The organism is Bradyrhizobium sp. USDA 3240 (assembly GCF_054063295.1).
In genome coordinates, this window is the sequence record NZ_JBSSGD010000002.1 from 8089901 (window position 1) to 8113103 (window position 23203).

The 23203-nt window shown below is 64.6% G+C and carries 21 protein-coding genes; 17 read left to right on the forward strand and 4 right to left on the reverse strand.

Going from position 1 to position 23203, the window contains the following annotated elements:
• The first annotated feature begins 22 nt into the window (after positions 1 to 22).
• The 14 genes from ACVIGA_RS38525 (at position 23) to ACVIGA_RS38590 (ending at position 14319) form a co-directional block, all read left to right on the forward strand.
• Positions 23 to 1345, forward strand: a complete 1323-nt coding sequence (locus ACVIGA_RS38525; protein ID WP_223973089.1) for an ABC transporter substrate-binding protein — start codon at positions 23 to 25, stop codon at positions 1343 to 1345.
• Between the two features lie 109 nt (positions 1346 to 1454).
• Entirely contained in the window at positions 1455 to 2414 is a 960-nt protein-coding gene (locus ACVIGA_RS38530; protein ID WP_223973080.1) for a carbohydrate ABC transporter permease, read from the forward strand.
• Positions 2407 to 3306: a carbohydrate ABC transporter permease gene (locus tag ACVIGA_RS38535; RefSeq protein ID WP_375780501.1), complete on the forward strand. Its 900-nt coding sequence runs from the start codon at positions 2407 to 2409 to the stop codon at positions 3304 to 3306. The genes ACVIGA_RS38530 and ACVIGA_RS38535 overlap by 8 nt, the downstream gene beginning before the upstream one ends.
• 52 nt (positions 3307 to 3358) lie before the next feature.
• A complete protein-coding gene (gene denD / locus ACVIGA_RS38540; RefSeq protein WP_456670137.1) occupies positions 3359 to 4345 on the forward strand; it encodes a D-erythronate dehydrogenase in 987 nt (328 codons plus the stop codon).
• Between the two features lie 26 nt (positions 4346 to 4371).
• On the forward strand, positions 4372 to 5328 hold the full coding sequence (locus tag ACVIGA_RS38545) for a sugar kinase (protein ID WP_456670138.1): 957 nt from the start codon (positions 4372 to 4374) through the stop codon (positions 5326 to 5328).
• Positions 5325 to 5975 carry a bifunctional 4-hydroxy-2-oxoglutarate aldolase/2-dehydro-3-deoxy-phosphogluconate aldolase gene (eda, locus tag ACVIGA_RS38550; protein WP_456670139.1) on the forward strand — a complete coding sequence of 217 codons (651 nt, stop codon included), beginning with the start codon at positions 5325 to 5327 and terminating at the stop codon, positions 5973 to 5975. Before ACVIGA_RS38545 ends, eda begins: the two co-directional genes overlap by 4 nt.
• Positions 5976 to 6020: 45 nt before the next feature.
• Complete coding sequence (locus ACVIGA_RS38555; protein ID WP_456670140.1) at positions 6021 to 7190, forward strand: acetyl-CoA acetyltransferase; 1170 nt, start codon at positions 6021 to 6023, stop codon at positions 7188 to 7190.
• A 128-nt stretch (positions 7191 to 7318) separates the two neighbouring features.
• A complete protein-coding gene (locus tag ACVIGA_RS38560) occupies positions 7319 to 8851 on the forward strand; it encodes a class I adenylate-forming enzyme family protein (RefSeq protein WP_456670141.1) in 1533 nt (510 codons plus the stop codon).
• A 92-nt stretch (positions 8852 to 8943) separates the two neighbouring features.
• On the forward strand, positions 8944 to 9144 hold the full coding sequence (locus ACVIGA_RS38565; RefSeq protein WP_050404710.1) for a hypothetical protein: 201 nt from the start codon (positions 8944 to 8946) through the stop codon (positions 9142 to 9144).
• Positions 9145 to 9312: 168 nt separating this feature from the next.
• Entirely contained in the window at positions 9313 to 10512 is a 1200-nt protein-coding gene (locus tag ACVIGA_RS38570; RefSeq protein ID WP_212315046.1) for a CaiB/BaiF CoA transferase family protein, read from the forward strand.
• Between the two features lie 11 nt (positions 10513 to 10523).
• Positions 10524 to 11690 (forward strand): acyl-CoA dehydrogenase family protein, encoded by a 1167-nt coding sequence (locus ACVIGA_RS38575; protein ID WP_456670142.1) that lies wholly within the window; start codon positions 10524 to 10526, stop codon positions 11688 to 11690.
• A gap of 108 nt (positions 11691 to 11798) precedes the next feature.
• Positions 11799 to 12935, forward strand: a complete 1137-nt coding sequence (locus ACVIGA_RS38580; RefSeq protein ID WP_456670982.1) for a thiolase family protein — start codon at positions 11799 to 11801, stop codon at positions 12933 to 12935.
• Positions 12932 to 13291, forward strand: coding sequence for a Zn-ribbon domain-containing OB-fold protein (locus ACVIGA_RS38585; protein ID WP_456670143.1), 360 nt, complete (start codon positions 12932 to 12934; stop codon positions 13289 to 13291). Before ACVIGA_RS38580 ends, ACVIGA_RS38585 begins: the two co-directional genes overlap by 4 nt.
• A gap of 500 nt (positions 13292 to 13791) precedes the next feature.
• Positions 13792 to 14319: a carboxymuconolactone decarboxylase family protein gene (locus ACVIGA_RS38590; protein ID WP_456670144.1), complete on the forward strand. Its 528-nt coding sequence runs from the start codon at positions 13792 to 13794 to the stop codon at positions 14317 to 14319.
• A 186-nt stretch (positions 14320 to 14505) separates the two neighbouring features.
• On the opposite strand, the gene glsA is transcribed toward ACVIGA_RS38590, so the two are convergent.
• Together glsA and ACVIGA_RS38600 are read right to left on the reverse strand one after the other, a co-directional pair.
• Positions 14506 to 16365 (reverse strand): glutaminase A, encoded by a 1860-nt coding sequence (gene glsA / locus ACVIGA_RS38595; RefSeq protein ID WP_456670145.1) that lies wholly within the window; start codon positions 16363 to 16365, stop codon positions 14506 to 14508.
• A 282-nt stretch (positions 16366 to 16647) separates the two neighbouring features.
• Positions 16648 to 16869: an acetyl-CoA carboxylase biotin carboxyl carrier protein subunit gene (locus tag ACVIGA_RS38600; protein ID WP_223973016.1), complete on the reverse strand. Its 222-nt coding sequence runs from the start codon at positions 16867 to 16869 to the stop codon at positions 16648 to 16650.
• A gap of 130 nt (positions 16870 to 16999) precedes the next feature.
• On the opposite strand from ACVIGA_RS38600, the gene ACVIGA_RS38605 reads away from it, so the two are divergent.
• Both ACVIGA_RS38605 and ACVIGA_RS38610 read left to right on the forward strand, forming a co-directional pair.
• Positions 17000 to 18019 carry an IclR family transcriptional regulator gene (locus tag ACVIGA_RS38605; protein ID WP_456670146.1) on the forward strand — a complete coding sequence of 340 codons (1020 nt, stop codon included), beginning with the start codon at positions 17000 to 17002 and terminating at the stop codon, positions 18017 to 18019.
• Positions 17904 to 19463 carry an acyl-CoA carboxylase subunit beta gene (locus ACVIGA_RS38610; protein WP_456670147.1) on the forward strand — a complete coding sequence of 520 codons (1560 nt, stop codon included), beginning with the start codon at positions 17904 to 17906 and terminating at the stop codon, positions 19461 to 19463. Before ACVIGA_RS38605 ends, ACVIGA_RS38610 begins: the two co-directional genes overlap by 116 nt.
• 127 nt (positions 19464 to 19590) lie before the next feature.
• Here ACVIGA_RS38610 and ACVIGA_RS38615 read toward each other — a convergent pair whose 3' ends face one another.
• The gene (locus ACVIGA_RS38615; RefSeq protein WP_456670148.1) at positions 19591 to 20754 is read right to left on the reverse strand and encodes a patatin-like phospholipase family protein; all 1164 of its coding nucleotides are present in this window, start codon (positions 20752 to 20754) and stop codon (positions 19591 to 19593) included.
• 221 nt (positions 20755 to 20975) lie between these two features.
• Here ACVIGA_RS38615 and ACVIGA_RS38620 point away from each other — a divergent pair, with 221 nt between their 5' ends.
• A complete protein-coding gene (locus tag ACVIGA_RS38620; protein WP_456670149.1) occupies positions 20976 to 21761 on the forward strand; it encodes an acetoacetate decarboxylase in 786 nt (261 codons plus the stop codon).
• Between the two features lie 17 nt (positions 21762 to 21778).
• Here the strand turns inward: ACVIGA_RS38620 and ACVIGA_RS38625 are convergent, their stop codons facing one another.
• Positions 21779 to 23083, reverse strand: coding sequence for an MFS transporter (locus ACVIGA_RS38625; protein WP_456670150.1), 1305 nt, complete (start codon positions 23081 to 23083; stop codon positions 21779 to 21781).
• Positions 23084 to 23203 lie beyond the last annotated feature (120 nt).

Genomic DNA, 23203 nt, shown 5'->3' on the forward strand with positions numbered 1-23203 from the left:
AAAAAACGGGAGAAAATTGCCAATGTCGATTTTTGATACTGACCGCCGCTCGTTGCTCAAGGGCGGCGCCACCATGCTGGCCGCCGCGGCGACGATGACGAGCGATCAACTGCTCGGCTACGCCAAGGCTTGGGCGCAAACGTCGCAATGGAAGCCGGAGCCGGGCGCCAAGATCAACCTGCTGCGCTGGAAGCGCTTCGTGGAAGCCGAAGACGTGGCCTTCATGAAGATCGTCGATGCGTTCCAGAAGGCTAACAACGTTACGATCAACGTCTCCAACGAGTCCTACGACGATATCCAGCCGAAAGCGTCGGTCGCGGCCAATACCGGGCAGGGCCTCGACATGGTGTGGGGCCTCTATTCGCTGCCCTTCCTGTTCCCGAGCAAGTGTGTCGATGTGACCGACGTCGCCGACTATCTCGGCAAGAAGTGCGGTGGCTGGGCCGATTCCGGCAAGGCGTATGGCATGCTGAACGGCAAGTGGATCGGAATTCCGGTCGCCGCCACCGGCGGGCTGGTCAATTATCGCGTCGCTGCGATGGAAAAGGCCGGCCACAAGGAGTTCCCGAAGGATCTCGCCGGCTTCGCTGATCTCGTAAAGGGCATGAACAAGAACGGCACCCCGGCCGGCATGGCGCTTGGCCACGCCTCGGGCGATGCCAACGGCTGGCTGCATTGGGCGCTGTGGGCGCATGGCGGCAAGCTGATCGACAAGGACAACAAGGTCGTCGTCAACTCGCCGGAGACCGCGAAGTCGCTCGAATACGTCAAGGGCCTGTATGACAATTTCGTGCCGGGTACCGCGTCGTGGAACGACAGCTCCAACAACAAGGCGTTCCTTGCCGGGCAGCTTCACCTCACCGTGAACGGCATTTCGATCTACGTCACGGCGAAGAAGGAAAATCCGCAGATCGCCGAAGACATGAATCATGCCCACCTGCCGGCCGGTCTCGATGGCAAGACGCGGGAGATGCATCTCGGCTTCCCGATCCTGATCTTCAGCTTCTCGAAGTATCCGCAGGCTTGCAAGGCGTTCACGGCCTTCATGCTGGAGCCGGATCAGTTCAATCCGTGGGTCGAAGCGGCGCAGGGCTACCTGTCGCACTTCCTGCTCGACTATGACAAGAACCCGGTCTGGACGGCCGACCCGAAGACGACGCCCTATCGGAGCGTGGCTCAGACGGCGTCGACCCCGGCTGGCGAGGCGCAGATGAGTGAAAACGCGGCGGCCGCGATTGCCGACTTCGTCGTGGTCGACATGTTTGCGAACTATTGCACCGGACGCGAGGATGTGAAGACCGCGATGGCCTCGGCCGAACGCGCGGCCAAGCGCATCTTCCGCTAGGTGACGGCCGGCGCGGCAAGCCGTGCCGGCATCAGTTCAAGAGCGATCTGAGGTGGCGCACGATCCAAAATCGGTCGCGCGTCACCGTCTGATTCGGAGTTGAGAGCGAATGAGCACTGTCCAGACATCGATGCCGGCGCAAGCCGCCGCGGCAGGCGAGCCGTCGCTTTGGTCGCGGCTCAGCGGAAACCGCAATTGGGCCGCGTTCTGGTTCATGCTGCCGACGGCGGCGTTCCTGATCCTGTTCCTGGCCTATCCGCTCGGCCTCGGCGTCTGGATGAGCTTCACCGACGAGCGCATCGGTCGCGCCGGAGCCTTTGTCGGTGTCGAGAACTACCAGTGGCTGTGGGACGACTCGATCTTCTGGCTGTCGGTGTTCAACACCTTGCTTTACACGCTGATCGCAAGCGCCATCAAATTCGCGATCGGGCTCTATCTCGCGCTGCTGTTGAACAGGCACATGCCGTTCAAGGCCGTGATCCGGTCGATCGTGCTGATCCCGTTCATCGTGCCGACCGTGCTGTCGGCCATCGCGTTCTGGTGGATTTACGATTCGCAGTTCTCGATCATCTCGTGGTCGCTGATCAAACTCGGTTTGATCCACAGCAACATCAACTTTCTCGGCGACACGGATTGGGCACGGGCGAGCGTGATCTTCGCCAATGTCTGGCGCGGCGTTCCCTTCGTCGCGATCACCCTGTTGGCCGGCCTGCAGACGGTCTCGCCATCGCTCTATGAAGCCGCAACGCTCGACGGTGCCACCAACTGGCAGCGCTTTCGCTTCATCACCTATCCGTTGCTGACCCCGATCATCGCCGTGGTCATGACGTTCTCGGTGCTGTTCACCTTTACCGACTTCCAGTTGATCTGGGCGCTGACCCGCGGCGGCCCGGTCAACGCCACCCACCTGATGGCGACGCTGAGCTATCAGCGCGGCATCATCAGCGGTCGGCTGGGCGAGGGCGCCGCGATCGCCACCGCGATGATTCCCTTCCTGGTGGCGGCCATCGCCATCTCCTGGTTCGGAATGCAGCGCCGCAAATGGCAGCAAGGATCGAGCAATGACTGATTCAACCTTGCAATCGAAGACCGCGACCGGCGACGACAGCGAGGGCATGAGCTATCTGGAGTCGCTGCCGCGGCGCCTCGTTACGCTTTATTTGCCGCTGTTCATCATCCTCGTGGTGCTGCTGTTCCCGTTCTATTGGATGGTGCTGACGTCCATCAAGCCGGACGAGCAGCTCATCGACATGGAGAAGTTCAACCCGTTCTGGGTGGTTCATCCGACCTTCAAGCACATCAGCAAGCTGCTGTTCGAGACGCAGTATCCGCGCTGGCTGTGGAACACGATGTATGTCGCTGTCGGCGCCACCTTCCTGTCGATCGTCGCCAGCGTCCTGTCGGCCTATGCGATCACGCGGCTGCGCTTCAAGGGCGCGGAGGCCGTCGGCGTTCTGATTTTCTTCGCCTATCTGGTGCCGCCGTCGATCCTGTTCATCCCGCTGGCCTCGGTGATCCAGGCCTATGGGCTGTTCGATTCTCCACTGTCGCTGATCCTGGTCTATCCGACGCTGCTGATCCCGTTCTCGACCTGGCTTCTGATGGGTTATTTCAAGACCATCCCCTATGAGCTCGAGGAGTGTGCGCTGATCGACGGCGCGTCGCGCTGGCAGATTCTGGTGAAGATCATCGTGCCGCTGGCGATCCCTGGCCTGATCTCCGCCTTTATTTTCTCGTTCACTCTGTGCTGGAACGAGTTCATCTATGCGCTGACGTTCCTGCAATCGACCCCGAACAAGACGGTGCCGGTTGCCATCGTCAACGAATTCGTCGACGGCGATATCTACAAATGGGGATCGCTGATGGCGGGAGCGCTGGTCGGCTCGTTGCCGCTGGTTATCCTTTACGCCTTCTTCGTTGAGCATTATGTCTCGGCGATGACGGGTGCCGTGAAGGAATAAGCGCGCAGGGCCCGCGGACGAATTCGAACAAGAGAAGAAAAGGAGCAGGGTCGTGCACATTCTGATTCTGGGCGCCGCCGGCATGGTCGGCCGCAAGCTGACCGAGCGTCTGTTGCGTGAGGGCCGGCTCGGCAAGCAGGACATCAGCAGGATGACCTTGCAGGACGTGGTCGCACCGGCCAAACCCGTCAACGCCGCGATCCCGGTCAATGTCGTCGCATCGGATTTCGCCGACGCCGGCGCCGCGGCGCCCCTGATCGCAGAGCGCCCGGACGTGATCTTCCATCTCGCCGCGATCGTCTCTGGCGAGGCGGAGGCCGAGTTCGACAAGGGCTACCGGATCAATCTCGACGGCACCCGCTACCTGATCGACGCGATCCGCGCCGTCGGCGGCGGCTACAAGCCGCGGCTGGTGTTCACCTCCTCGATCGCGGTGTTCGGCGCGCCGTTCCCCGAGAAGATCGGTGACGAGTTCTTCCATACGCCACTGACCAGCTACGGCACGCAGAAGTCGATCTGCGAGCTCCTGATCAACGATTACACCCGCAAGGGCCTGCTCGACGCGATATCGATCCGCCTGCCGACGATATGCGTGCGTCCGGGCAAGCCGAACAAGGCGGCGTCCGGCTTCTTCTCCAACATCATCCGCGAGCCGCTGGCGGGCGAGGAGGCGGTGCTGCCGGTGTCCGAGGACGTGCGGCACTGGCACGCCTCGCCGAAATCGGCGGTCGGCTTCCTGGTTCACGCCGGTACCATGGACCTCAACGCGATGGGGCCGCGGCGCAATCTCAGCATGCCCGGGATGTGTGTCAGCGTCGGCGAGCAGATCGCCTCGCTGGAGCGCGTTGCCGGCAAGAATGTCACCGCGCGGATCAAGCGGGTGCCCGATCCGACCATCATCAGCATCGTCTCGGGCTGGCCGCGCGATTTCGCCACCGAGCGCGCGCTGAAGCTCGGCTTCACCACGGCGGAGAAGACGTTCGACGACATCATCCGCATCCACATCGAGGACGAACTGGGCGGCAAGTTCGCCGCCTAGCTCCGCTCAGGCACGCGGGTCTTGGCATGACAAGGGTCGCCAGCATCGGCGAATGCATGATCGAGCTGCGCCAGGCTCCGGGCGGCCAGCCCGGAGGTCTGTATTCGCGCGCCTTTGGCGGCGACACGCTCAACACCGCCGTCTACCTGTCCCGGCTCGGCGTCCACATCGATTATATTACCGCGCTCGGCGATGATGTGTTGAGCGATGAGATGATCGCGGGTTGGGCGAGCGAAGGTATCGGCACCAAGCATGTTGCGCGATTGGCAGGCAAGCTGCCCGGGCTCTATCTGATCCAGACCGACGACAAGGGTGAACGGCGTTTCTTCCACTGGCGCGACAGCGCCGCCGCGCGCGAGCTGATGGACCTGCCCGAGACGGCCGACCTCCTGAACTCGCTCGCGACCTACGACATCGTCTATCTCTCGGCGATCACGCTCTCGATCCTGCGCGAGGACGGACGGGAACGGCTGATGGCGGCGCTGAAGCGCGCGCGGCTGCTGGGCACGCGGTTTGCGTTCGACACCAATTTCCGCGCCCGCGGCTGGCCGGACCTGAATGTCGCGCGAACAGTCTTCAGCAGCGCATTCGAGACCGCCGATATCGTGCTGGCCTCGACCGAGGATCTGGCGCCGCTCTATCCCGGCGAGGGCAACACCGCACTGCTCGCCGGCATCCCGAGCCCCGAGGTCGTGCTGAAGCTGGCCGAACCCGCCTGCATCGTGCGCTCCGCCGGCGGAACGCGCGAGGTGAGAGCGGAGCCGCTGGCCCAGCCGGTGGTCGATACCACGGCGGCCGGCGACAGTTTTGCCGCGGCCTATCTCGCCGCGCGGCTCGGCGGCGCCGAGCCCGAGGAGGCGGCGCGCGCCGGCCATCGTCTGGCCGGCGTCGTGGTCTGCTATCCCGGTGCGATCATTCCCCGCTACGCCATGCCGCCGAAGAAGGCGCCTCGTCCCCCACCATCCCGCAAGGCCTCGCAATGACAACGACATCGAAGCAGGAGCAGATCGCCGAGCTGATCCGTCAGGCCACCGTGATCCCGGTGCTGACCATCGAGCGGCTTGCCGACGCGGTACCGCTCGCCAGGGCGCTGGTCGCGGGCGGCGTGCGGACGCTCGAGGTGACGCTGCGGACGGCGGTCGCGGTCGATGCGGCCAAGGCCATCATATCAGAGGTGCCCGACGCGGTGGTCGGGATCGGCACGATCCTCAATGGTGACGATCTGGCGCGCGCCGAGGCGCTCGGCGCCAAATTCGGCATCAGCCCGGGCGCGACGCCCGAGTTGTTGAAAGCGGTCGCTGCCGGCCGGCTGCCTTTCGCGCCGGGGATCGCAACCGCCTCCGAGTTGATGCAGGCGCTGGCGCACGGTTTCGACGTCGTCAAATTCTTCCCCGCCGAGCAGGTCGGCGGTATCAAGGCACTGCGCGCCTTGGCCGGTCCATTCCCGAACGTCAGGGTCTGCCCGACCGGAGGCATCGGCGAGGCCAACGCGGCGACCTGGCTTGCCGAGCCCAATGTGCTGGCGGTCGGCGGCTCCTGGCTGTGCCCGGCAGCCGATATCCGCGCCGGCAACTGGGCGGGCATAACCGCCATGTGCGCGAAGGCGATGAAAACGCTGAAAGCGGCCTGAAGATACGCTACATAACTCCCTGAACAGGAACAGGGAGATACGGCCATGACCGCCAGCATTGTGGGTTGGGCGCACACGCCATTCGGAAAGTTCGACGCCGAGACCGTCGAGGGCCTCGTGGTCAAGGTCGCCAACGAAGCGCTAGCGGACGCCGGCATTGCCGCATCCGACGTCGACGAAATCATGCTCGGCCACTTCAACGCCGGCTTCTCGCCGCAGGACTTTACGGCCTCGCTGGTGCTGCAGGCCAATCCTGCGCTGCGCTTCAAGCCGACCACCCGCGTCGAGAACGCCTGCGCCACGGGCTCGGCCGCCGTGCATCAGGGCATCCGCGCCATCGAGGCGGGCGCCGCGAAGATCGTGCTTGTCGTCGGCGTCGAGCAGATGACGAAGACGCCGGGTCCGGAGATAGGCAAGAACCTCCTGAAGGCGTCGTATCTGCCCGAGGACGGCGACACGGTCGGCGGCTTTGCAGGCGTGTTCGGCAAGATCGCGCAGGCCTATTTCCAGAAATACGGCGACCAGTCGGATGCGTTGGCGATGATCGCCGCCAAGAACCACAAGAATGGCGTCGCCAATCCTTACGCGCAGATGCGCAAGGATTTCGGCTTCGAGTTCTGCCGCGCCGAGAGCGAGAAGAATCCGTTCGTTGCCGGTCCCTTGAAGCGCACCGATTGCTCGCTGGTGTCGGATGGCGCAGCCGCACTGGTGCTGACCGATGCCGAGACCGCCAAGACCATGGGCAAGGCCGTGAACATCCGCGCCACCGCCCACGCGCAGGACTTCCTGCCGATGTCGAAGCGCGACATCCTGCAGTTCGAAGGCTGCACCACCGCCTGGCAGCGCGCGCTGCAAAAGGCCGGCCTGCAGCTCTCCGATCTCTCCTTCGTCGAGACCCACGACTGCTTCACGGTCGCCGAACTGATCGAATATGAAGCGATGGGCCTGACGCCGAAGGGCCAGGGCGCGCGCGCGATCATGGAAGGCTGGACCCAGAAGGACGGCAAGCTGCCGGTCAATCCGTCCGGCGGCCTCAAGGCTAAGGGCCATCCGATCGGCGCCACCGGCGTCTCCATGCACGTGATGAGCGCGATGCAGCTCTCAGGCCAGGCACCCGAGGGCATGCAGCTCAAGAACCCGCAGATCGGCGGCATCTTCAACATGGGCGGTGCTGCGGTCGCCAACTACGTCTCGATCCTCGAGCCGCTGAAGTAGGCGACATTCTCTTCATTCGTCATGGCCGGGCTTGACCCGGCCATCCATGTCTTCCTTCTTTACGTGGCGCCAAAGACGTGGATGCCCGGGTCAAGCCCGGGCATGACAGCTTGCTTGGGGCTAGTGCGATGAACATTGCCGAATGGCTGGCGGCGACGGCGCGGGCGCGTCCCGATGCGCCGGCGCTGCTGACCGGGTTCGACCTCGACGCTGATTATGCAACCTTTGCCCGCCGCGCCGCCTCGATCGGGGCGGCGCTGGCGCGCGATCACGGCATTGCCGCCGGCGACCGCATCGCGCTGTTCGCATCGAACTGCACGCAATATCTCGAATGCCTCTATGGCATCTGGTGGATCGGCGCCGCGGCAATGCCGATCAACGCCAAGCTGCACGGCCGCGAGGCGGCGTGGATCTGCGGCAATGGCGGCGCCAAACTGGCTTTCGTCTCCGACGACACGATCGGTGCCCTGCTTGAGGCGAAGGACGATTGCCCCGCCGGCATGACCATGCTGTCGGTTGACAGCGACGCTTACAAGGCGATGCGAAGCGGCGAGGGGCCGCCTGCGCCATTGCCGCGCGAAAGCAATGATCTCGCCTGGCTGTTCTATACATCCGGCACCACCGGCCGCCCCAAGGGCGTGATGCTCAGCCACGGCAATCTGCTCGCGATGTCGCTGTGCTATCTGGCCGACGTCGATCCGGCGACGCCGCACGATGCCTCGCTCTATGCCGCACCGATCTCGCATGGCGCCGGCCTCTACAATTTCCCGCATGTCCGGATGGGCGGCCGCCACGTCGTTCCCGAGTCCGGCGGCTTCGATCCGGACGAGGTGCTCAACCTCGGCCGTCAGCTCGACAATGTCGTGATGTTCGCGGCGCCCACCATGGTGCGCCGCCTGGTTGATGCCGCGAAGAAGCGCGGCGAGAACGGCGAGGGGCTGCGCACCATCATCTATGGCGGCGGGCCGATGTACACCGCCGACATCACCGATGCGATCGCGACCATGGGCCAGCGCTTCGTGCAGATCTATGGCCAGGGCGAGTCGCCGATGACGATCACGGCGCTGTCGCGCGACTGGCATCGCGCGAGCGATCATCCGCGCTATCTCGAGCGGCTGGCGTCGGTCGGCACCGCCCAGAGCGTCGTCACCGTGCGCATCACCGGCAAAGACGGCAAGCCGCTCGCCGCAGGCGAGACCGGCGAGATTGAGGTCAAGGGCTTAACCGTGATGCTCGGCTACTGGAACAATCCGAAGGCCAACGCCGAGACGCTGAAGGACGGTTGGCTGCGCACCGGCGATGTCGGCCGGCTCGACGCCGACGGCTTCCTGACGCTGTCGGACCGCTCCAAGGATGTGATCATCTCCGGCGGCACCAACATCTATCCGCGCGAGGTCGAGGAAGCGCTGCTGACGCATCCTGATGTCCGAGAGGTCTCGGCGATTGGTGTGCCGGATCCGGAATGGGGCGAGATCGTCGTCGCCTGCGTCGTGCTCGAGGAGGGTGCTGCCGCCGACGACGGCAGGCTCGACGCGCATTGCCTTGCCTCGATCGCCCGCTTCAAGCGGCCGAAGCGCTATGTCTATCTCGATGCCCTGCCGAAGAACAATTATGGCAAGGTGCTGAAGACCGCGCTGCGGGAGATGATGGCCCAAGGATAGGCCAAAGGGATCGGCCAAGGAATCTGCAAAGGGATAGGCCGCGACCTCCCGCCGCGCTAAGCTGCTTGCGCCTGTCACCGGGAGAACGGACCATGGGTATCGAGACGTCCCTGTCGCTGTCGGAAGTGAACGATCGGATCGCAATCCTCCGGGACAATATCAGGCAGCTGATCGAGCAGGCCGCGGGTGCCGCCGGCGCCGAAGTCGAGGAGCGCATCGCCGAACGGCTCGAGCAGCAGAATGCGGAACTGGAGAGGCTCCTGAAGGCGCGCGAGGCGATGACCGGGCAGTAACCGGCGTCGGGCCGGCGGTGGGCTTCATCTTGCCCGCCCTGCGTTCCGCCGCGCGGAAACGATCCGGCCGCCGCCGCGCATACGCCCATACGCCCGGCGCAGCTTGATCTCGGCGAAGCGCTCCCGTTACTAGCTGCGTAACCAGAACATCCGGGAGCGAACAGCAAGATGGGACCACTGCAGGGTATCAAGGTCGTCGATATGACGACCGTGCTGATGGGACCCTATGCCACCCAGATGCTCGGCGACTACGGCGCCGATGTCATCAAGGTGGAATCGCCTGACGGCGACGTGACGCGGCAGATCGGTCCGACACGGCATCCCGGCATGGGGCCGGTGTTCCTCAACACCAACCGCAGCAAGCGTTCGGTCTGCCTCGATCTGAAGAAGCCGGCGGGGCGCGAGGCCGTGCTGCGGTTGATCGCGCAGGCCGATGTGCTGGTCTACAATGTGCGGCCGCAGGCGATGGCGCGGCTGCAGCTCGGTTACGACGTCGTCGCCAAGGTCAACCCGCGGCTGATCTATGCCGGCGTGTTCGGCTTCGGCCAGGAGGGACCCTATGCCGCCAAGCCCGCTTATGACGACCTGATCCAGGGCGCCACCGCGCTGCCGGCGCTGATGGCGCAGACCTCGGATGGCGTGCCGCGCTACGTGCCGAATGCGCTGGTCGATCGCATCGTCGGCCTCACCGCGGTCGGCGCGATCTGCGCGAGCCTCGTGCATCGCGACCGGACCGGGCAGGGCCAGCGCGTCGACATTCCGATGTTCGAGACCATGGCCGGCTTCGTCATGGGCGACCATATGGGCGGCCTGACCTACGATCCGCCGCTCGACAAGGGCGGCTATGCGCGGCATCTGTCGCCGGACCGGCGGCCCTACAAGACCTTGGACGGCTATATCTGCGTGATCGTCTACAACGACAAGCAGTGGGAGAATTTCTTCAAGGCGACCGGCCGCGACGATCTGCGCAGCGATCCGAAATTCGCGACCTTCGCCGGCCGCGCCACCAACATCGATGTCGTCTACGCTGAACTCGCGCGCATCCTGCAGACCAAAACCACGGCCGAGTGGAACGAGATCCTCGAGAAGGCCGACGTGCCCGTGATGCCGATGCACGATCTCGAGAGCTTGCTCGAGGATCCGCACATGGTCGCGACCGGCGTCTTCCCCGTGATCGACCACCCGACCGAGGGCCGTATCCGCAGCATGACGCCGTCGGCGCGATGGTCGGAGACCAAGGTCGAGCCGAGCCGGCTCGCGCCGCGGCTCGGCGAGCACAGCGCGGAGATTTTGCGCGAGGCAGGTTTCTCGACTGACGAGATCGCGGCGATGGTGCGCGACGGCGCGGCCAAAGTGGTGAAGGCATAGGAGCACGACAGATGGATTTCGCACTCTCCGCCAACCAGGAATCGATCCGCGACGCCGTCGCCAAGATCTGCTCGCGCTTTGACGAGGCCTATTGGCTGAAGAAGGACAAGGAGGGCGGTTATCCGGCCGACTTCCACCGCGCGCTGGCCGATGCCGGCTGGCTCGGCATCTGCATTCCCGAGGAGTACGGCGGCTCCGGCCTCGGCATCACCGATGCCGCGATCATGATGCGCACGATCTCCGAATCCGGCGCCGGCATGTCCGGCGCATCGGCTGTGCACATGAACGTGTTCGGGCTCAATCCGGTTGTCGTGTTCGGCACCAAGGAGCAGTGCCAGCGCATGCTGCCGCCGATCATCGACGGCCGCGACAAGTCCTGCTTCGCGGTGACCGAGCCCAACACCGGCCTCAACACCACCCAGCTCAAGACCCGCGCCGTGCGCCAGGGCAACAAATACATCGTCAACGGCCAGAAGGTGTGGATCTCGACCGCGCAGGTCGCCAACAAGATCCTGCTGCTCGCGCGAACCACCCCGCTTGAGGAGGTGCGCAGCGCGACACACGGCCTCAGCCTGTTCTACACCGACTTCGACCGCAAGCGCGTCACCGTGCACGAGATCGAGAAGATGGGCCGCAAGCCGGTCGACTCCAACGAGCTGTTCTTCGAGAATTTCGAGATCCCGGTCGAGGACCGCATCGGCGAGGAGGGCCGCGGCTTCGAATACATCCTGCACGGCATGAACCCCGAGCGCATCCTGATCGCGGCTGAAGCGGTCGGCCTCGGCCAGATCGCGCTGAAGCGGGCGTCGGAATATGCCAAGGGCCGCATCGTGTTCAACCGCCCGATCGGCATGAACCAGGGGATCCAGCATCCGCTGGCGAAGTGCTGGATGGAGCTCGAGGCTGCCTGGCTGATGGTGCTGCGCGCCGGCTGGCAATACGACCAGAACCTGCCCTGCGGCCCGGCCGCGAACTCGGCAAAATATCTCGCGGCGGAAGCCGGCTTCCACGCCTGCGAGCAGGCGGTGATGACCCATGGCGGCTTCGGCTATGCCAAGGAATATCACGTCGAGCGCTATTTGCGGGAATCGCTGATCCCGCGCATCGCGCCGATCAGCCCGCAGCTCATCCTCAGCTTCATCGGCGAGAAGGTGCTCGGCCTTCCGAAGTCGTATTGATGTTAACCCGTCATTCCGGGGCGATGCGCAGCATCGAACCCGGAATCTCGAGATTCCGGGTCTGGTCCTTCGGACCATCCCGGAATGACAGCGGATCGAGGTGAACAGATGAGCTTCGTCACCGGCGTCGGCCTCACGTCCTACGGCAAGCATGAGGGCCTGTCCTCGCTCGACCTGATGAGCAAGGCGGCCGAGCTGGCGATTTCCGATGCCGGGCTGAAGCGCTCCGACATCGACGGCATCCTCTGCGGTTACTCCACCGTCTCGCCGCACATCATGCTGGCGACGGTTTTCGCCGAGCATTTCGGCATTCGCCCGTCCTATGCCCACGCCGTCCAGGTCGGCGGCGCCACAGGCCTCGCGATGACCATGCTGGCGCATCACCTGGTCGACGCCGGGGTGGCAAAACACGTGCTGGTGGTCGGCGGCGAGAACCGGCTGACCGGACAGAGCCGTGACGCCTCGATCCAGGCGCTGGCCCAGGTCGGCCATCCCGACTACGAGGTGACGCTGGGGCCTACGATCCCGGCCTATTACGGCCTGGTCGCGACGCGCTACATGCATGAATACGGGCTCACGCAGGAAGACCTCGCCGAGTTCGCGGTGCTGATGCGCAAGCACGCCCTGAAGCATCCCGGCGCCCAATTCCACGAGCCGATCACGGTTGCCGACGTGATGGCCTCGAAGCCGGTGGCGATGCCGCTCAAGCTGCTCGACTGCTGCCCGGTGTCTGACGGCGGCGCGGCCTGCGTGATCAGCCGCGAGGCGACCAGCGAGCGTCAGGTTCGCGTCCGCGGTTGCGCCCAGGCGCACACCCATCAGCACATCACGGCTGCGCCCGCGCTGAGCGAGCTGGGTGCGGAGATTTCGATCGCGAAGGCGAAAGCGGTGTCGGGCATGGCGATATCGGACGTGCGCTACGCTGCGGTCTACGACAGCTTCACGATCACACTGGCGATGCTGCTGGAAGATCTCGGCCTTGCCAAGCGCGGCGAGGCGGCGGCGCGGGTGCGCGCCGGCTACTTCAACCGGGATGGAGAGATGCCGCTCAACACCCATGGCGGCCTGCTCAGCTACGGCCATTGCGGCGTCGGCGGCGCGATGGCGCATCTGGTCGAAACCCATCTGCAGATGACCGGCCGCGCCGACAATCGCCAGGTGCGCGACGCCTCGGTGGCGCTGCTGCATGGCGACGGCGGCGTGCTGTCCTCCCATGTCAGCATGTTCCTGGAGCGTGTGCGATGAGTGAAGCGATCGCTGACTGGACCAAGGGCGCGGAAGCCATCGTCTACCAGACCTGCAACGCCTGCGGCGCGCGGCAATATTTCCGCCGCAGCTTCTGCGCGGCCTGCGGCGCAACTGATCTTACCGAGCATCGCGCGAGCGGAGCAGGGACGGTGTATGCGACGTCACTGGTCTGCCGCGCCGCAACGCCGGAGACCCGGGCGCATGTGCCCTACAACATCCTGCTCGTGGATGCCGACGAGGGCTTTCGCATGATGGCGCATGGCGACAACGATCTCGCGATCGGCGACAAGGTTTTGGCGCGCTTCACGCAATTCGCGGGACGGCTGGTTCCGTATTTCGCAAAGGCAAGATGAGGGGCTGAACGATCCAGTCAGAACGCAAGACCAGGCTGAACTGGTTCGCTCTTGCCCCTCTTAGTCTACGGATAGCTTGTTTGGGCATGATCTCCGCGCAAGCGCTACGCGTTTGTCGCGAGGAAAACCGCTACACACCTTTCCGGATCATGCCTCAGTGCCAATAAAAGACAAAGCTGGCGATGACGAGCATCGCCGTCACCGCCAGCATTTGCGCAAGCGCTTCCGAGGCCGCCCTCTTGGTGGCTTCCTTCATGCGTTTCCCCTAGACTTGGGCGTGACTCATCGTGGCGCAAATTGCGCGCACGACGGCCAGATTTTTTACTCGGAACACCCCGCGTCGAGCATTCGCTTTTGATGAGTCCCCACTCAGCGAATATCGACCGTGTCAGGGTTGTCTGGGAATGCGGCGGCAATTTGACTTGCGCGTGTTGCTCCTGCGACGGTCGGCGGATACTGTTTCGGAACCAGACAGAAACGACAGAGATCAAGGTTAGGAAATGGCCCGTATCGACTACTCCGATCCCGCGAAGGCAAGCGCGCGCACCCGCGAGATCCTCGACAAGAACCGCAACGCCAACATCTTTCGCATGATGGCGCATTCACCGAGCTACTTTGAACAATATTGCCGGCTCGGCGGCGCGATCCGCCACAAGGGCGAGCTCGATCCGATCGTGCGCGAGCTTGCGATCACGCGCACCGGCATTCTCTGCGAGGCGCCGTATGAGATCGTCGCGCACAAGCGCATCGGCAAGAATGTGGGTGTCACCGATGAGCAGAACGCCGCGCTGGAGAACTGGCAGTCGGCGAGCTGCTTCAACGAGGTGCAGCGTGCGGCGCTGACCTTCACCGACGAGATCGTCAAGCTGAAGAAGCCGACGGATGCGACCTTCAAGGCGATCGCGGCACTGTTGACGCCGGCCGCGCTGATCGAGCTGCAGCTCTCGGTCGGCTTCTACATCATGACATCGAAATTTCTCGAGACGTTCGAGATCGACATGCAGCCGGTGACGGAAGTCGTGAGCTGAACGGCTCGCGCCGGGCAGTTCTTCGCCTCGCCCCGCTTGCGGGGAGAGGCCGGAGCGCATGAAGCGAAGCGGAATGCGGTCCGGGTGAGGGGGAGTCTCCGCGAGTCCGACTCGAAGTCATTTTGCTGAGGCAGCCCCTCACCCCAGCCCTCTCCCCGTAAGAACGGGGAGAGGGGGAAGCAAGACCTACCCCGACGTCAGCAGATCCACCTTCGCATTCGCCACGATCAGCCGCTCGGCCAGGATCTGCGCGAGGTTGCGCATGATCCGCTCGCCGGCGCGCGGGTGCTGCTCGCGGAAGCGCTCGAAATCCCCAATCGCGACCTCATAGGCCGTCGCCGACATGTCGGCGATCACGTCCGCAGAGCGCTTCGTCTCGAGCAGCGCCATCTCGCCGAACGCCATGCCGGCGGTCAGGGTCGCAAGCCGGATGCCGTCGGGCAGGGTGACATGGACCACGCCGCTGCGCAGGAAGAACAGCGAGGTCGCCTCACGGTCCGCGGCGATGATCTTTTCATTCGGCTGGTAGGTCCTGACCGTGCAGAGCGAGGCGATGTCTGCGATCTCCCGCTCGCTCAATCCGGCGAGCAGTGGCTGCTCGGCAAGCTCCGTGGTCTCGAGGAAGTCGATCGAGCCGCCATAGCGGTAGACGATCTGGTCCTCGGCCCATTCGATCGCGGTGTCGAGCAGATAGAAATCCCTGATATTGCCGAGCCGGTTGGTCCACTCGCTGATCGTGGTCCATTCGCGCGAGGCCCGCTTGATGCCAGAGAGGATCACGGTGACGCCGAGCTCGGCCAGCTCCTGAAAGGCTTCCGCCACCAGCCGTGCGCCGGCGCGGGTCGTCGCGGTGACACGGCGGAGGTCGAAGATCACGAACTCCGGTCGCGGGCTGCCGGCGAGGCGGCGCGAGACATAGTCGACATTGGAGAGCGACAGCGTGCCGACCAGCTCGATCACGCGGACCTCCTGGAAGTGCTTTGCCAGGATCTCCTGCTCCTGCGGCCGTCGCACCCGGCGTGACGGGTTCTTGCCGATGTTGTAGTCGGCGATGATGCTGTGGCGGGCGTCGTCGCTGCGGTTCAGCATGTGCAGGTCGTAATGCGCCGACAGCGCCTCGCAGACCTTGATGCCGCGCACGCTGTTGCCGTGCTTGTCGAGCTTCGGCGAGTAGCTGCCGAGCCCGAGCCGCGCCGGCAGCGCCGCCAGAATGCCGCCGCCGACCCCGCTCTTGGCGGGGATGCCGACGCGGTAGATCCATTCGCCGGCGTAATCATACATGCCCGACGAGGTCATCACCGACAGCGTGCGCGCGATCGCGTAGGGCGTCACCACCTGCTCGCCGGTCAGCGGATTGATGCCGCGGTTGGCCAGCGTCGCCGCCATCACGGCGGTGTCGCGCGCGGTGACGAGGATGGCGCATTGCCGGAAATAGACGTCGAGCACCGCAGGCACGTTTTCGGTGATCACGCTGTTGGTGCGCAGGAGATAGCCGATCGCCCGGTTGCGGTCGCCGGTGGCGCTTTCGGAGGCATACACCGCCTCGTCGACGTCGAGCTCGCGGCCGGCGAAGCGGCCGAGCGCCTGGCGGATGTAGTCGAACGCGCCGTCGCCCTTGTCGGCATGAAGCAGGCCGGAGCAGGCGATCGCGCCGGCATTCACCATCGCATTGAACGGGTGGTTATCGGCATTGAGCCGGATCGAGTTGAAGGGATCGCCCGAGGGTTCGACGCCGATCACGCTTTCCACCCGCTCGGCGCCCAGCGTGTCCAGCGCCAGCGCGAACACGAACGGCTTTGACATCGATTGGATGGTGAACGGCACCCTGGTGTCGCCGACCTCGTAGACATGACCGTCGAGCGTCGCCAGGCTGATGCCAAAATGGGCAGGGTCGGCCTTGCCGAGCTCGGGGATGTAGTCGGCCACTGCGCCGCCGGCCTCCGGAAGGAAGTCTGCGTAACAAGTGTGCAGAAACCGCAGCAGCGGCGGCTTCGAGCTGGACCAGGCCGTGGTGGTGGCGGTGACGGGAGGAGGCGATCGTTTCATCGCCTCCTGTTGTGCAACGCAATCAGGGCGCGCGCAACCGAGCGCGCATCGGCATCGGCCGGGTGCGGAGGCGAGCAGGCGCCAACTGGAGGCTGTCGGTTTTCGAACAGATGTTCACAAAACGAGCGCTTGCTCGGCGATTGTGTCGCCATACGAAACGTTCGGGTCGAGAATGTTTCGAAAGCGAAACAGCTTGCGACGCCGTGCGACTCCCAGAGGAACCACCGCCGATCACATGACATCCGGGAATTTGGTCCGAGCCGAGCGGCTCGACGGCCGCGCTCAGGTCTCGACGATCGCGACGGCCTGGCCTTCGGCGATGACGTCGTCAATCTTGACCAAAATCGACTTGATTTTGCCTGCTGTCGTCGACGTGACCGGGATCTCCATCTTCATCGCTTCGACGAACGCGATCTCGTCGCCGTCGCCGATGCTGCTGCCGGCTTCAACGGGAAGCGCGCAAACGCGCCCGGCAACTTCGGTCACAACCTTGATCTCTGGCATTCCACTCTCCGATACCGTCTTGCGGAAATTTCATCCGGCGAACGGCTTTTTGTTGTGGCGGCAGATTGCCTGAGGTAGCTTCATCTGCAAGTGGAATTTTATTCCGCATGACGGAATGGAGCCAAAACAAATGGGACGGCGCTCGGAACGGCTTAGCCGGCAGGGAATGCTCGCCAGCGAGACTGGCGATGGCGATGTCATCCAGGTGGTGTCGCGCGCGTTTGACGTGTTGCGGTGCTTCGAGGGGCACGAAGCCCGGCTCGGCAATCTCGAAATCTCGAACCGCTGCGGCCTGCCGCGTTCGACGGTGTCGCGCTTGACGCACACGCTGACGCGAATGGGGCAGCTGGTCTATCTGCCGCGCGATCAGAAATATCGCATCGGCCCGAGCGCGGTCGCGATGAGCACCTCGATGATGAAAGGCTTGCAGCTGCGCAACCTGATCCGACTGCGTTTGCAGGATGTCGCGGATCAGTTGCCCGGCACCGTGGGCTTCGTGATCCCCGACCGCTTTCAGCTGGTCTATCTCGAGTTCGCCCGGGCGGCGAACGCGCTCGGCCTGCATGAAGCCACCGGCAGCCGCATCTCGATGGCGACCACCGCCGCCGGCCACGCCTATACTGCGGCGCTAGATCCCGCGATCGGTGATGCGCTGATCGCAGAGATGGAAGGCGAGTTGCCGGACAGCGCCAAGATGCTGACGCCGCGCATCGCGGCCAACCGCCGTCATTTGCAGGAGCACGGCTATGTCGTCGCCTGCGGTCTGTGGAGCCCGCACATCAACGGCGTCGCGGTGCCGCTGTGGTCGCCGCAATACCAGACCTATGTGGTCACCACGATCGGCCTGCTCTCGGCGATGTATGACGAGCAGCGGCTGCATCGCGAGGTCGCGCCGCTGATGGTCGACCTCGCCGCCGCGGTAGGCAGCCTGCTCGAAGGCGCCGACGGCGACATCTTCAGCAATCGGATCGAACGCAAGTCACTCCCGGTGGCCACCCATAACAACAACAAAATCATCAAGACGGAGGCAATGAATGAACTGGAAGCCGGAACTCGACGACCTCGCCCGGCGCGAAGCGTTCGCGCGGGAGATGGGAGGCGTCGACAAGGTCAAGCGGCAACGCGACCAGGGCCGGCTCACGGTTCGTGAGCGTATCGACAAGCTCGTCGACCAGAACAGCTTCCATGAGGTCGGTGCCATCTCCGGCATCGCCGAATACGACGAGAGCAACGAACTCAAGCATCTGACGCCGGCGAACTGCGTGTTCGGCCGCGCCAGGGTCGACGGTCGCACCGTGGTCGTGGTCGGCGACGATTTCACCGTGCGCGGCGGCTCGGCGGACGCATCGATTTCCGCCAAGCCGCTGATGGCGGAGGAGATGGCGCACGACTTCCGCCTGCCGATCGTCCGCGTGATCGAAGGCTCCGGCGGCGGCGGGTCGGTGAAGACGATCGAGACGAGGGGCGCGGCCAATCTGCCCGGCGGTGTCGGCGGCACGCGCTGGTACTGGTACACGACCGCCAATCTGGCGCGCGTGCCGGTGGTCGGTCTTGGGCTCGGATCGGTCGCGGGCCTCGGCGCCGCGCGGCTGGCGGCCACGCATTACTCTGTCATGACCAAGAGCTCCGCGATGTTCGTCGCCGGCCCGCCAGTGGTGAAGCGGCTCGGCCAGGATCTGACCAAGCAGGAGCTCGGTGGCGCCGACATCCAAACCCGCGCCGGTGCGATCGACCAGGCGGTCGAGACGGAGGAAGAGGCGTTCGACTACGCGCGGCGCTTCCTGTCCTATCTGCCGGCGTCGGTCTACGATCTGCCGCCGACCATTCCCTGCACCGACGATCCGGAACGTGCCGAGGAGTCGCTGCTGAAGGCCGTGCCGCGCAACCGCAAGCAGGTCTACAAGATGCGGCCGATCATCGATGCGGTCGTCGACAAGGGCTCGTTCTTTGAGGTCGCCGCCAATTTCGGCCGGCCCGTGATCACCGGGTTGGCGCGGATCGAGGGCAGGGCGGTGCTGCTGCTCGCCAGCGATCCCTTCCACTACGGCGGTTCGTGGACGGCGGATGCCTGCGCCAAGGTGGTGCGCTGGGTCGATTTCGCCGAGACCTTCCACCTGCCGGTGGTCTATCTGATGGACTGCCCCGGCTTCATGATCGGCCTCGAGGCGGAGAAGTCGGCGACCATCCGCCACGGCGTGCGCGCGATGGCGGCGGTCAACCAGAGCACCGTGCCCTGGTGCACCATCATCATCCGCAACGCCTTCGGCGTCGCCGGTGTGGTGCATCAGCCGGCCAATCGGTTCTCGATGCGTTATGCCTGGCCGTCGGCCTATTGGGGCTCGCTGCCGCTCGAGGGCGGCATCGAGGCGGCCTATCGCGCCGAGATCGATGCGGCCGCCGATCCCGCCGCCAAGCTGCGCGAGATCGAGGACCGTCTCAACAAGCTGCGCTCGCCGTTCCGCTCGGCCGAGAAGTTCTGGGTCGAGGAGGTGATCGATCCGCGCAAGACGCGCTCGCTGCTCTGCGAGTTCGCGCGCCTGGCCGAGCCGATCCGCAAGGCCGGCCCGCCGAGCAACATGTCGACGCGGCCGTAAGGGCTGTCCGCAAACTCGGCTCGTCATGCGCGGGCTTGACCCGCGCATCCATCGTCCGCAACCGCGGACGAGTGACTCGTTCGAAGCGGATGGATTGCCGGGTCAAGCCCGGCAATGACGACCTTATCTACTCCGCTTCCCGATGCACGTCGTGGATCACGATGCCCATGCCGTTCTCGGGCATCTTGATCCAGTCGCGGCGCTTCAGCGAGCGCTTGGTATCCTCGTGTCCGCTCGCCCAATGCTCGCGCATCGAGGTGCCGGAGAATTCGTGGTCCTTGGCGTCGCCCTCATAGGCCTTCTGCTGATAGATCAGCTGCAGCAGCGTGATCCCGGGCAGCCGGCTGTTCGCCTTCTTGAGATGGCGCTCCTCGTCCGACAGCTGGTCGTCGGGGATTTTTCCCAGCGCGTTGTGCAGGGCAGTACGCAGATTGTAGGTCTTGCGGTAGACGTCGGTGTTGTAGCGGGTGCGCGACGAATACATGATGTCCTTGTGGCGGGCCATCACGTCCTGGATGTCGCGCGGCAGCGTGCCGCGTGCCGAGAACAGGTCGACCTGGAACACCAGCGAGTTGGCGTTGTCTTCCTGATCAAGCAGATGCTGCAGCGGCGTGTTGGAGACGATGCCGCCGTCCCAGAAGTGGTCGGTGCCGACCTTCACCATCGGCAGCGCCGGCGGCAGTGCGCCGCTCGCCATGATGTGCTCGGGGATGATCTCGTCATGGGCGTTGTCGAAATAGATGAAGTTGCCGGAGAGCACGTTCACCGCACCGACCGCAAAGCGCATCTTCTTGGAATTGATGCGGTCGAAATCGACCAGCTCGAGCAGCGATTCACGCAAGGGCGTGGTGTCGTAATAGCTCGTGGCGGTGCGCGCGCCGGCCGGGCTCAGCCATGGATTGCTCTGATGCGGGGTGAAAAAGCCGGGCTGTCCGAGCGTCGTCGTCAGCCATGAGCTGGTGAAATTGCGCGCCTTGCGGAAGATGTCGCCGTCCGGCGTGTAGTGCCAGATCTTGCGGGAGGTGATGCGATCCCAGAATGTGTGCAACCGCTCCAGCCGCTTCTCGGGCGGATTGCCGGCGATGATCGCGGAGTTGATCGCGCCGATCGAGACGCCGCAGACCCAATCGGGCTCGATATTGGATTCGTGCAGCGCCTGATAGACGCCGGCCTGATAGGCGCCGAGCGCGCCGCCGCCCTGCAGAACCAGCGCCACGCGATCGCATCCTTCGGGACGCCAGCCGGGCGTCGCGTGCTCGATATCGTCGACATGAGGGGATCGCGCGTCCATATCAGACACTCCAAAAAATTGCGGCGAGAATTCAGGGCGCCGATGACGCCGTGATGACAAGCGTCCCGCCGACGCACGGCGCATCCGCCGTGCCTGCCTGCATGGTTAGCATTGGCCTTCACCGCAAGACGCGGGTCATGCCCGTGACGGAAATCCCTCACATCGCTGTCAATCTCGGCCGCTAGCCTCCGCGCAATATTTCCGAACAGGGGGTTATTGCGATGCGCAGGGAAGATCTGCTCAAGCTTCCGTCCATGCCGGCTGCCGGTCCGAGCTATCCCGCCGGACCGTACCGCTTCATCGATCGCGAATTCCTCGTCATTACATATGAGACCGATCCGGAATTGATCCGCGCCGGCCTGCCTGAGCCGCTGGAGCCGATCGAGCAGGCGATCGTGCATTACGAATGGATCAAGATGCCCGACAGCTCCGGCTTCGGCAGCTACACAGAATCCGGCCTCGTGATCCCCGCGCGGCTGCATGGCGAGGAAGTCAACTTCGTCTGCCAGATGTATCTCGACGATGATCCGCCGATCGCGGCCGGCCGCGAGATCTGGGGCTTTCCGAAGAAATACGCCCATCCCAAGCTCGAGATCGTCAAGGACACCCTGACCGGCACGCTGGAATATGCCGGCCAGCTCGTCGCGATGGGCACGATGGGCTACAAGCACGAGAGCATGGCGGGCAATGGCGACGTCACCCGCGCCACGCTGTCGAAGACGCAAGTCAATCTGAAGATGATCCCCGGCGTCGACGGTCATCTCGAGATCTGCCAGCTGGTTGCGATCAACCTGACCGACATCGTCGTCAAGGGGTCGTGGATCGGGCCGGGCCGGCTGCATCTGGTGCCGCACGTCAACGCACCGGTCGCGGATTTCCCGGTCAAGCGCGTCGTCGGCGCGCATCATTACATCGCCGACCTGACGCTGCCGTTCGGCCGCGTCGTGCACGACTACAACAAGGAAGCTGCAGACGCGGCGGCGCCGACCGGTCTCGCCGCGGAGTAGCACGCGGCGAGGTTCGGTCAGGCCGCGACCGGTTTCGCCTCCGGCGCGACCTTGGGCTGCGGCCGCGAGATCGCCAGCACACTCAGCGCGGCGATCACGCAGAGCGCGCCGGCGATGAAGAACGCCGGCAGATAGCTCGCATAGAGCGTGCGCGACAGCCCGGCGCCGAACGCGGCGGCACCGGCGCCGAGCTGGTGGCCGGCGAAGATCCAGCCGAACACCAGATTGGCGCGCTCGGCGCCGAAGCGCTGCGCGGTCAGGCGCACCGTCGGCGGCACGGTTGCGATCCAGTCGAGGCCGTAGAACATCGCAAACAGCGACAGGCCATAGAAGGTGAAGTCGGAATATGGCAGGTACAGCAGCGACAGTCCGCGCAGGCCGTAATACCAGAACAACAGCTTGCGATTGTCGAAGCGGTCCGATAGCCAGCCCGAGATGATGGTGCCGAAGAAATCGAAGATGCCCATCGCCGCGAGCAGGCTCGCGGCCTGGACCTGCGGAATGCCGTAGTCGAGGCACATCGGGATCAAATGCACCTGGACGAGCCCGTTGGTCGAGGCGCCGCAGACGAAGAAGGTCGCGAACAGGATCCAGAACACCGACGATTTCGAGGAGTCGCGCAGCGTGCCGAGCGCGGCCGCCATGATCGGCGCATTGGCCGGCGGCGGCGCGGGAAGCGGCGCGGTGCCCTCATCGCCGAACGGGCGCAGGCCGACGTCGCTCGGCCGGTCGCGCATCACCCTCAGCACGGCAAAGGCAGCGACGCCGAGCATGACGCAGACGAGGCCAAGCGCGACACGCCAGCCGTAACGCTCGGTGATGGTCGCGAGCAGCGGCAGGAAGGCGAGCTGTCCGGTAGCGACGCTCGCAGTGAGCATGCCGATCACGAGGCCGCGTCGCGCAACGAACCAGCGCGTCGCGATGGTCGCGCCGAGCACCAGCGCGGTCATCCCGGTGCCGATCCCGATCACGACGCCCCACAGCAGGATGAGCTGCCAGACCTGCGTCATGGCGAGCGAGGCCAGCAGGCCCGACACCACGATCAATTGCGCCGCCAGCGTCACGTTGCGCAGGCCGTAGCGGTTCATCAGCGCGGCGGCGAACGGTGCCATCAGCCCGAACAGGATGAAGCGGATCGACAGCGCCGAGGAGATCTCCGCGGTGGACCAGCCGAACTCCTTCTGCAGCGGCACGATGAAGACGCCGGGGGCGCCGACGGTGCCGGCCGAGATCAGCGCGGCCAGGAAGGTCACGGCGACCATCACCCAGCCGTAATGGATGTTGCGGCGGGCGAGGGCGGAAGCAAGCCAGTTCGAGATCATTGGGCCCCGGATGAAATGCGATGAGGGTTCTATTCGTGATGCACAATATGCCACGAGGGAGCTATGGCTAAAATGCCAAAGTTCCCTCGTTTTCGGACTCAGTGGTGAGACTGTTTTGGA

Bases quoted from the DNA above. Each gene is read 5' to 3' on its own strand.
- ACVIGA_RS38575 (WP_456670142.1), top strand. From the start codon at position 10,524: ATGGATTTCGCACTCTCCGCCAACCAGGAATCGATCCGCGACGCCGTC.
- ACVIGA_RS38600 (WP_223973016.1), bottom strand. From the start codon at position 16,869: ATGCCAGAGATCAAGGTTGTGACCGAAGTTGCCGGGCGCGTTTGCGCG.
- ACVIGA_RS38535 (WP_375780501.1), top strand. From the start codon at position 2,407: ATGACTGATTCAACCTTGCAATCGAAGACCGCGACCGGCGACGACAGC.
- ACVIGA_RS38565 (WP_050404710.1), top strand. From the start codon at position 8,944: ATGGGTATCGAGACGTCCCTGTCGCTGTCGGAAGTGAACGATCGGATC.
- ACVIGA_RS38555 (WP_456670140.1), top strand. From the start codon at position 6,021: ATGACCGCCAGCATTGTGGGTTGGGCGCACACGCCATTCGGAAAGTTC.
- ACVIGA_RS38570 (WP_212315046.1), top strand. From the start codon at position 9,313: ATGGGACCACTGCAGGGTATCAAGGTCGTCGATATGACGACCGTGCTG.
- ACVIGA_RS38620 (WP_456670149.1), top strand. From the start codon at position 20,976: ATGCGCAGGGAAGATCTGCTCAAGCTTCCGTCCATGCCGGCTGCCGGT.
- ACVIGA_RS38545 (WP_456670138.1), top strand. From the start codon at position 4,372: ATGACAAGGGTCGCCAGCATCGGCGAATGCATGATCGAGCTGCGCCAG.
- ACVIGA_RS38585 (WP_456670143.1), top strand. From the start codon at position 12,932: ATGAGTGAAGCGATCGCTGACTGGACCAAGGGCGCGGAAGCCATCGTC.
- ACVIGA_RS38580 (WP_456670982.1), top strand. From the start codon at position 11,799: ATGAGCTTCGTCACCGGCGTCGGCCTCACGTCCTACGGCAAGCATGAG.
- ACVIGA_RS38605 (WP_456670146.1), top strand. From the start codon at position 17,000: ATGGGACGGCGCTCGGAACGGCTTAGCCGGCAGGGAATGCTCGCCAGC.
- ACVIGA_RS38590 (WP_456670144.1), top strand. From the start codon at position 13,792: ATGGCCCGTATCGACTACTCCGATCCCGCGAAGGCAAGCGCGCGCACC.
- ACVIGA_RS38615 (WP_456670148.1), bottom strand. From the start codon at position 20,754: ATGGACGCGCGATCCCCTCATGTCGACGATATCGAGCACGCGACGCCC.
- ACVIGA_RS38610 (WP_456670147.1), top strand. From the start codon at position 17,904: ATGAACTGGAAGCCGGAACTCGACGACCTCGCCCGGCGCGAAGCGTTC.
- ACVIGA_RS38560 (WP_456670141.1), top strand. From the start codon at position 7,319: ATGAACATTGCCGAATGGCTGGCGGCGACGGCGCGGGCGCGTCCCGAT.
- ACVIGA_RS38525 (WP_223973089.1), top strand. From the start codon at position 23: ATGTCGATTTTTGATACTGACCGCCGCTCGTTGCTCAAGGGCGGCGCC.
- eda (WP_456670139.1), top strand. From the start codon at position 5,325: ATGACAACGACATCGAAGCAGGAGCAGATCGCCGAGCTGATCCGTCAG.
- ACVIGA_RS38530 (WP_223973080.1), top strand. From the start codon at position 1,455: ATGAGCACTGTCCAGACATCGATGCCGGCGCAAGCCGCCGCGGCAGGC.
- ACVIGA_RS38625 (WP_456670150.1), bottom strand. From the start codon at position 23,083: ATGATCTCGAACTGGCTTGCTTCCGCCCTCGCCCGCCGCAACATCCAT.
- glsA (WP_456670145.1), bottom strand. From the start codon at position 16,365: ATGAAACGATCGCCTCCTCCCGTCACCGCCACCACCACGGCCTGGTCC.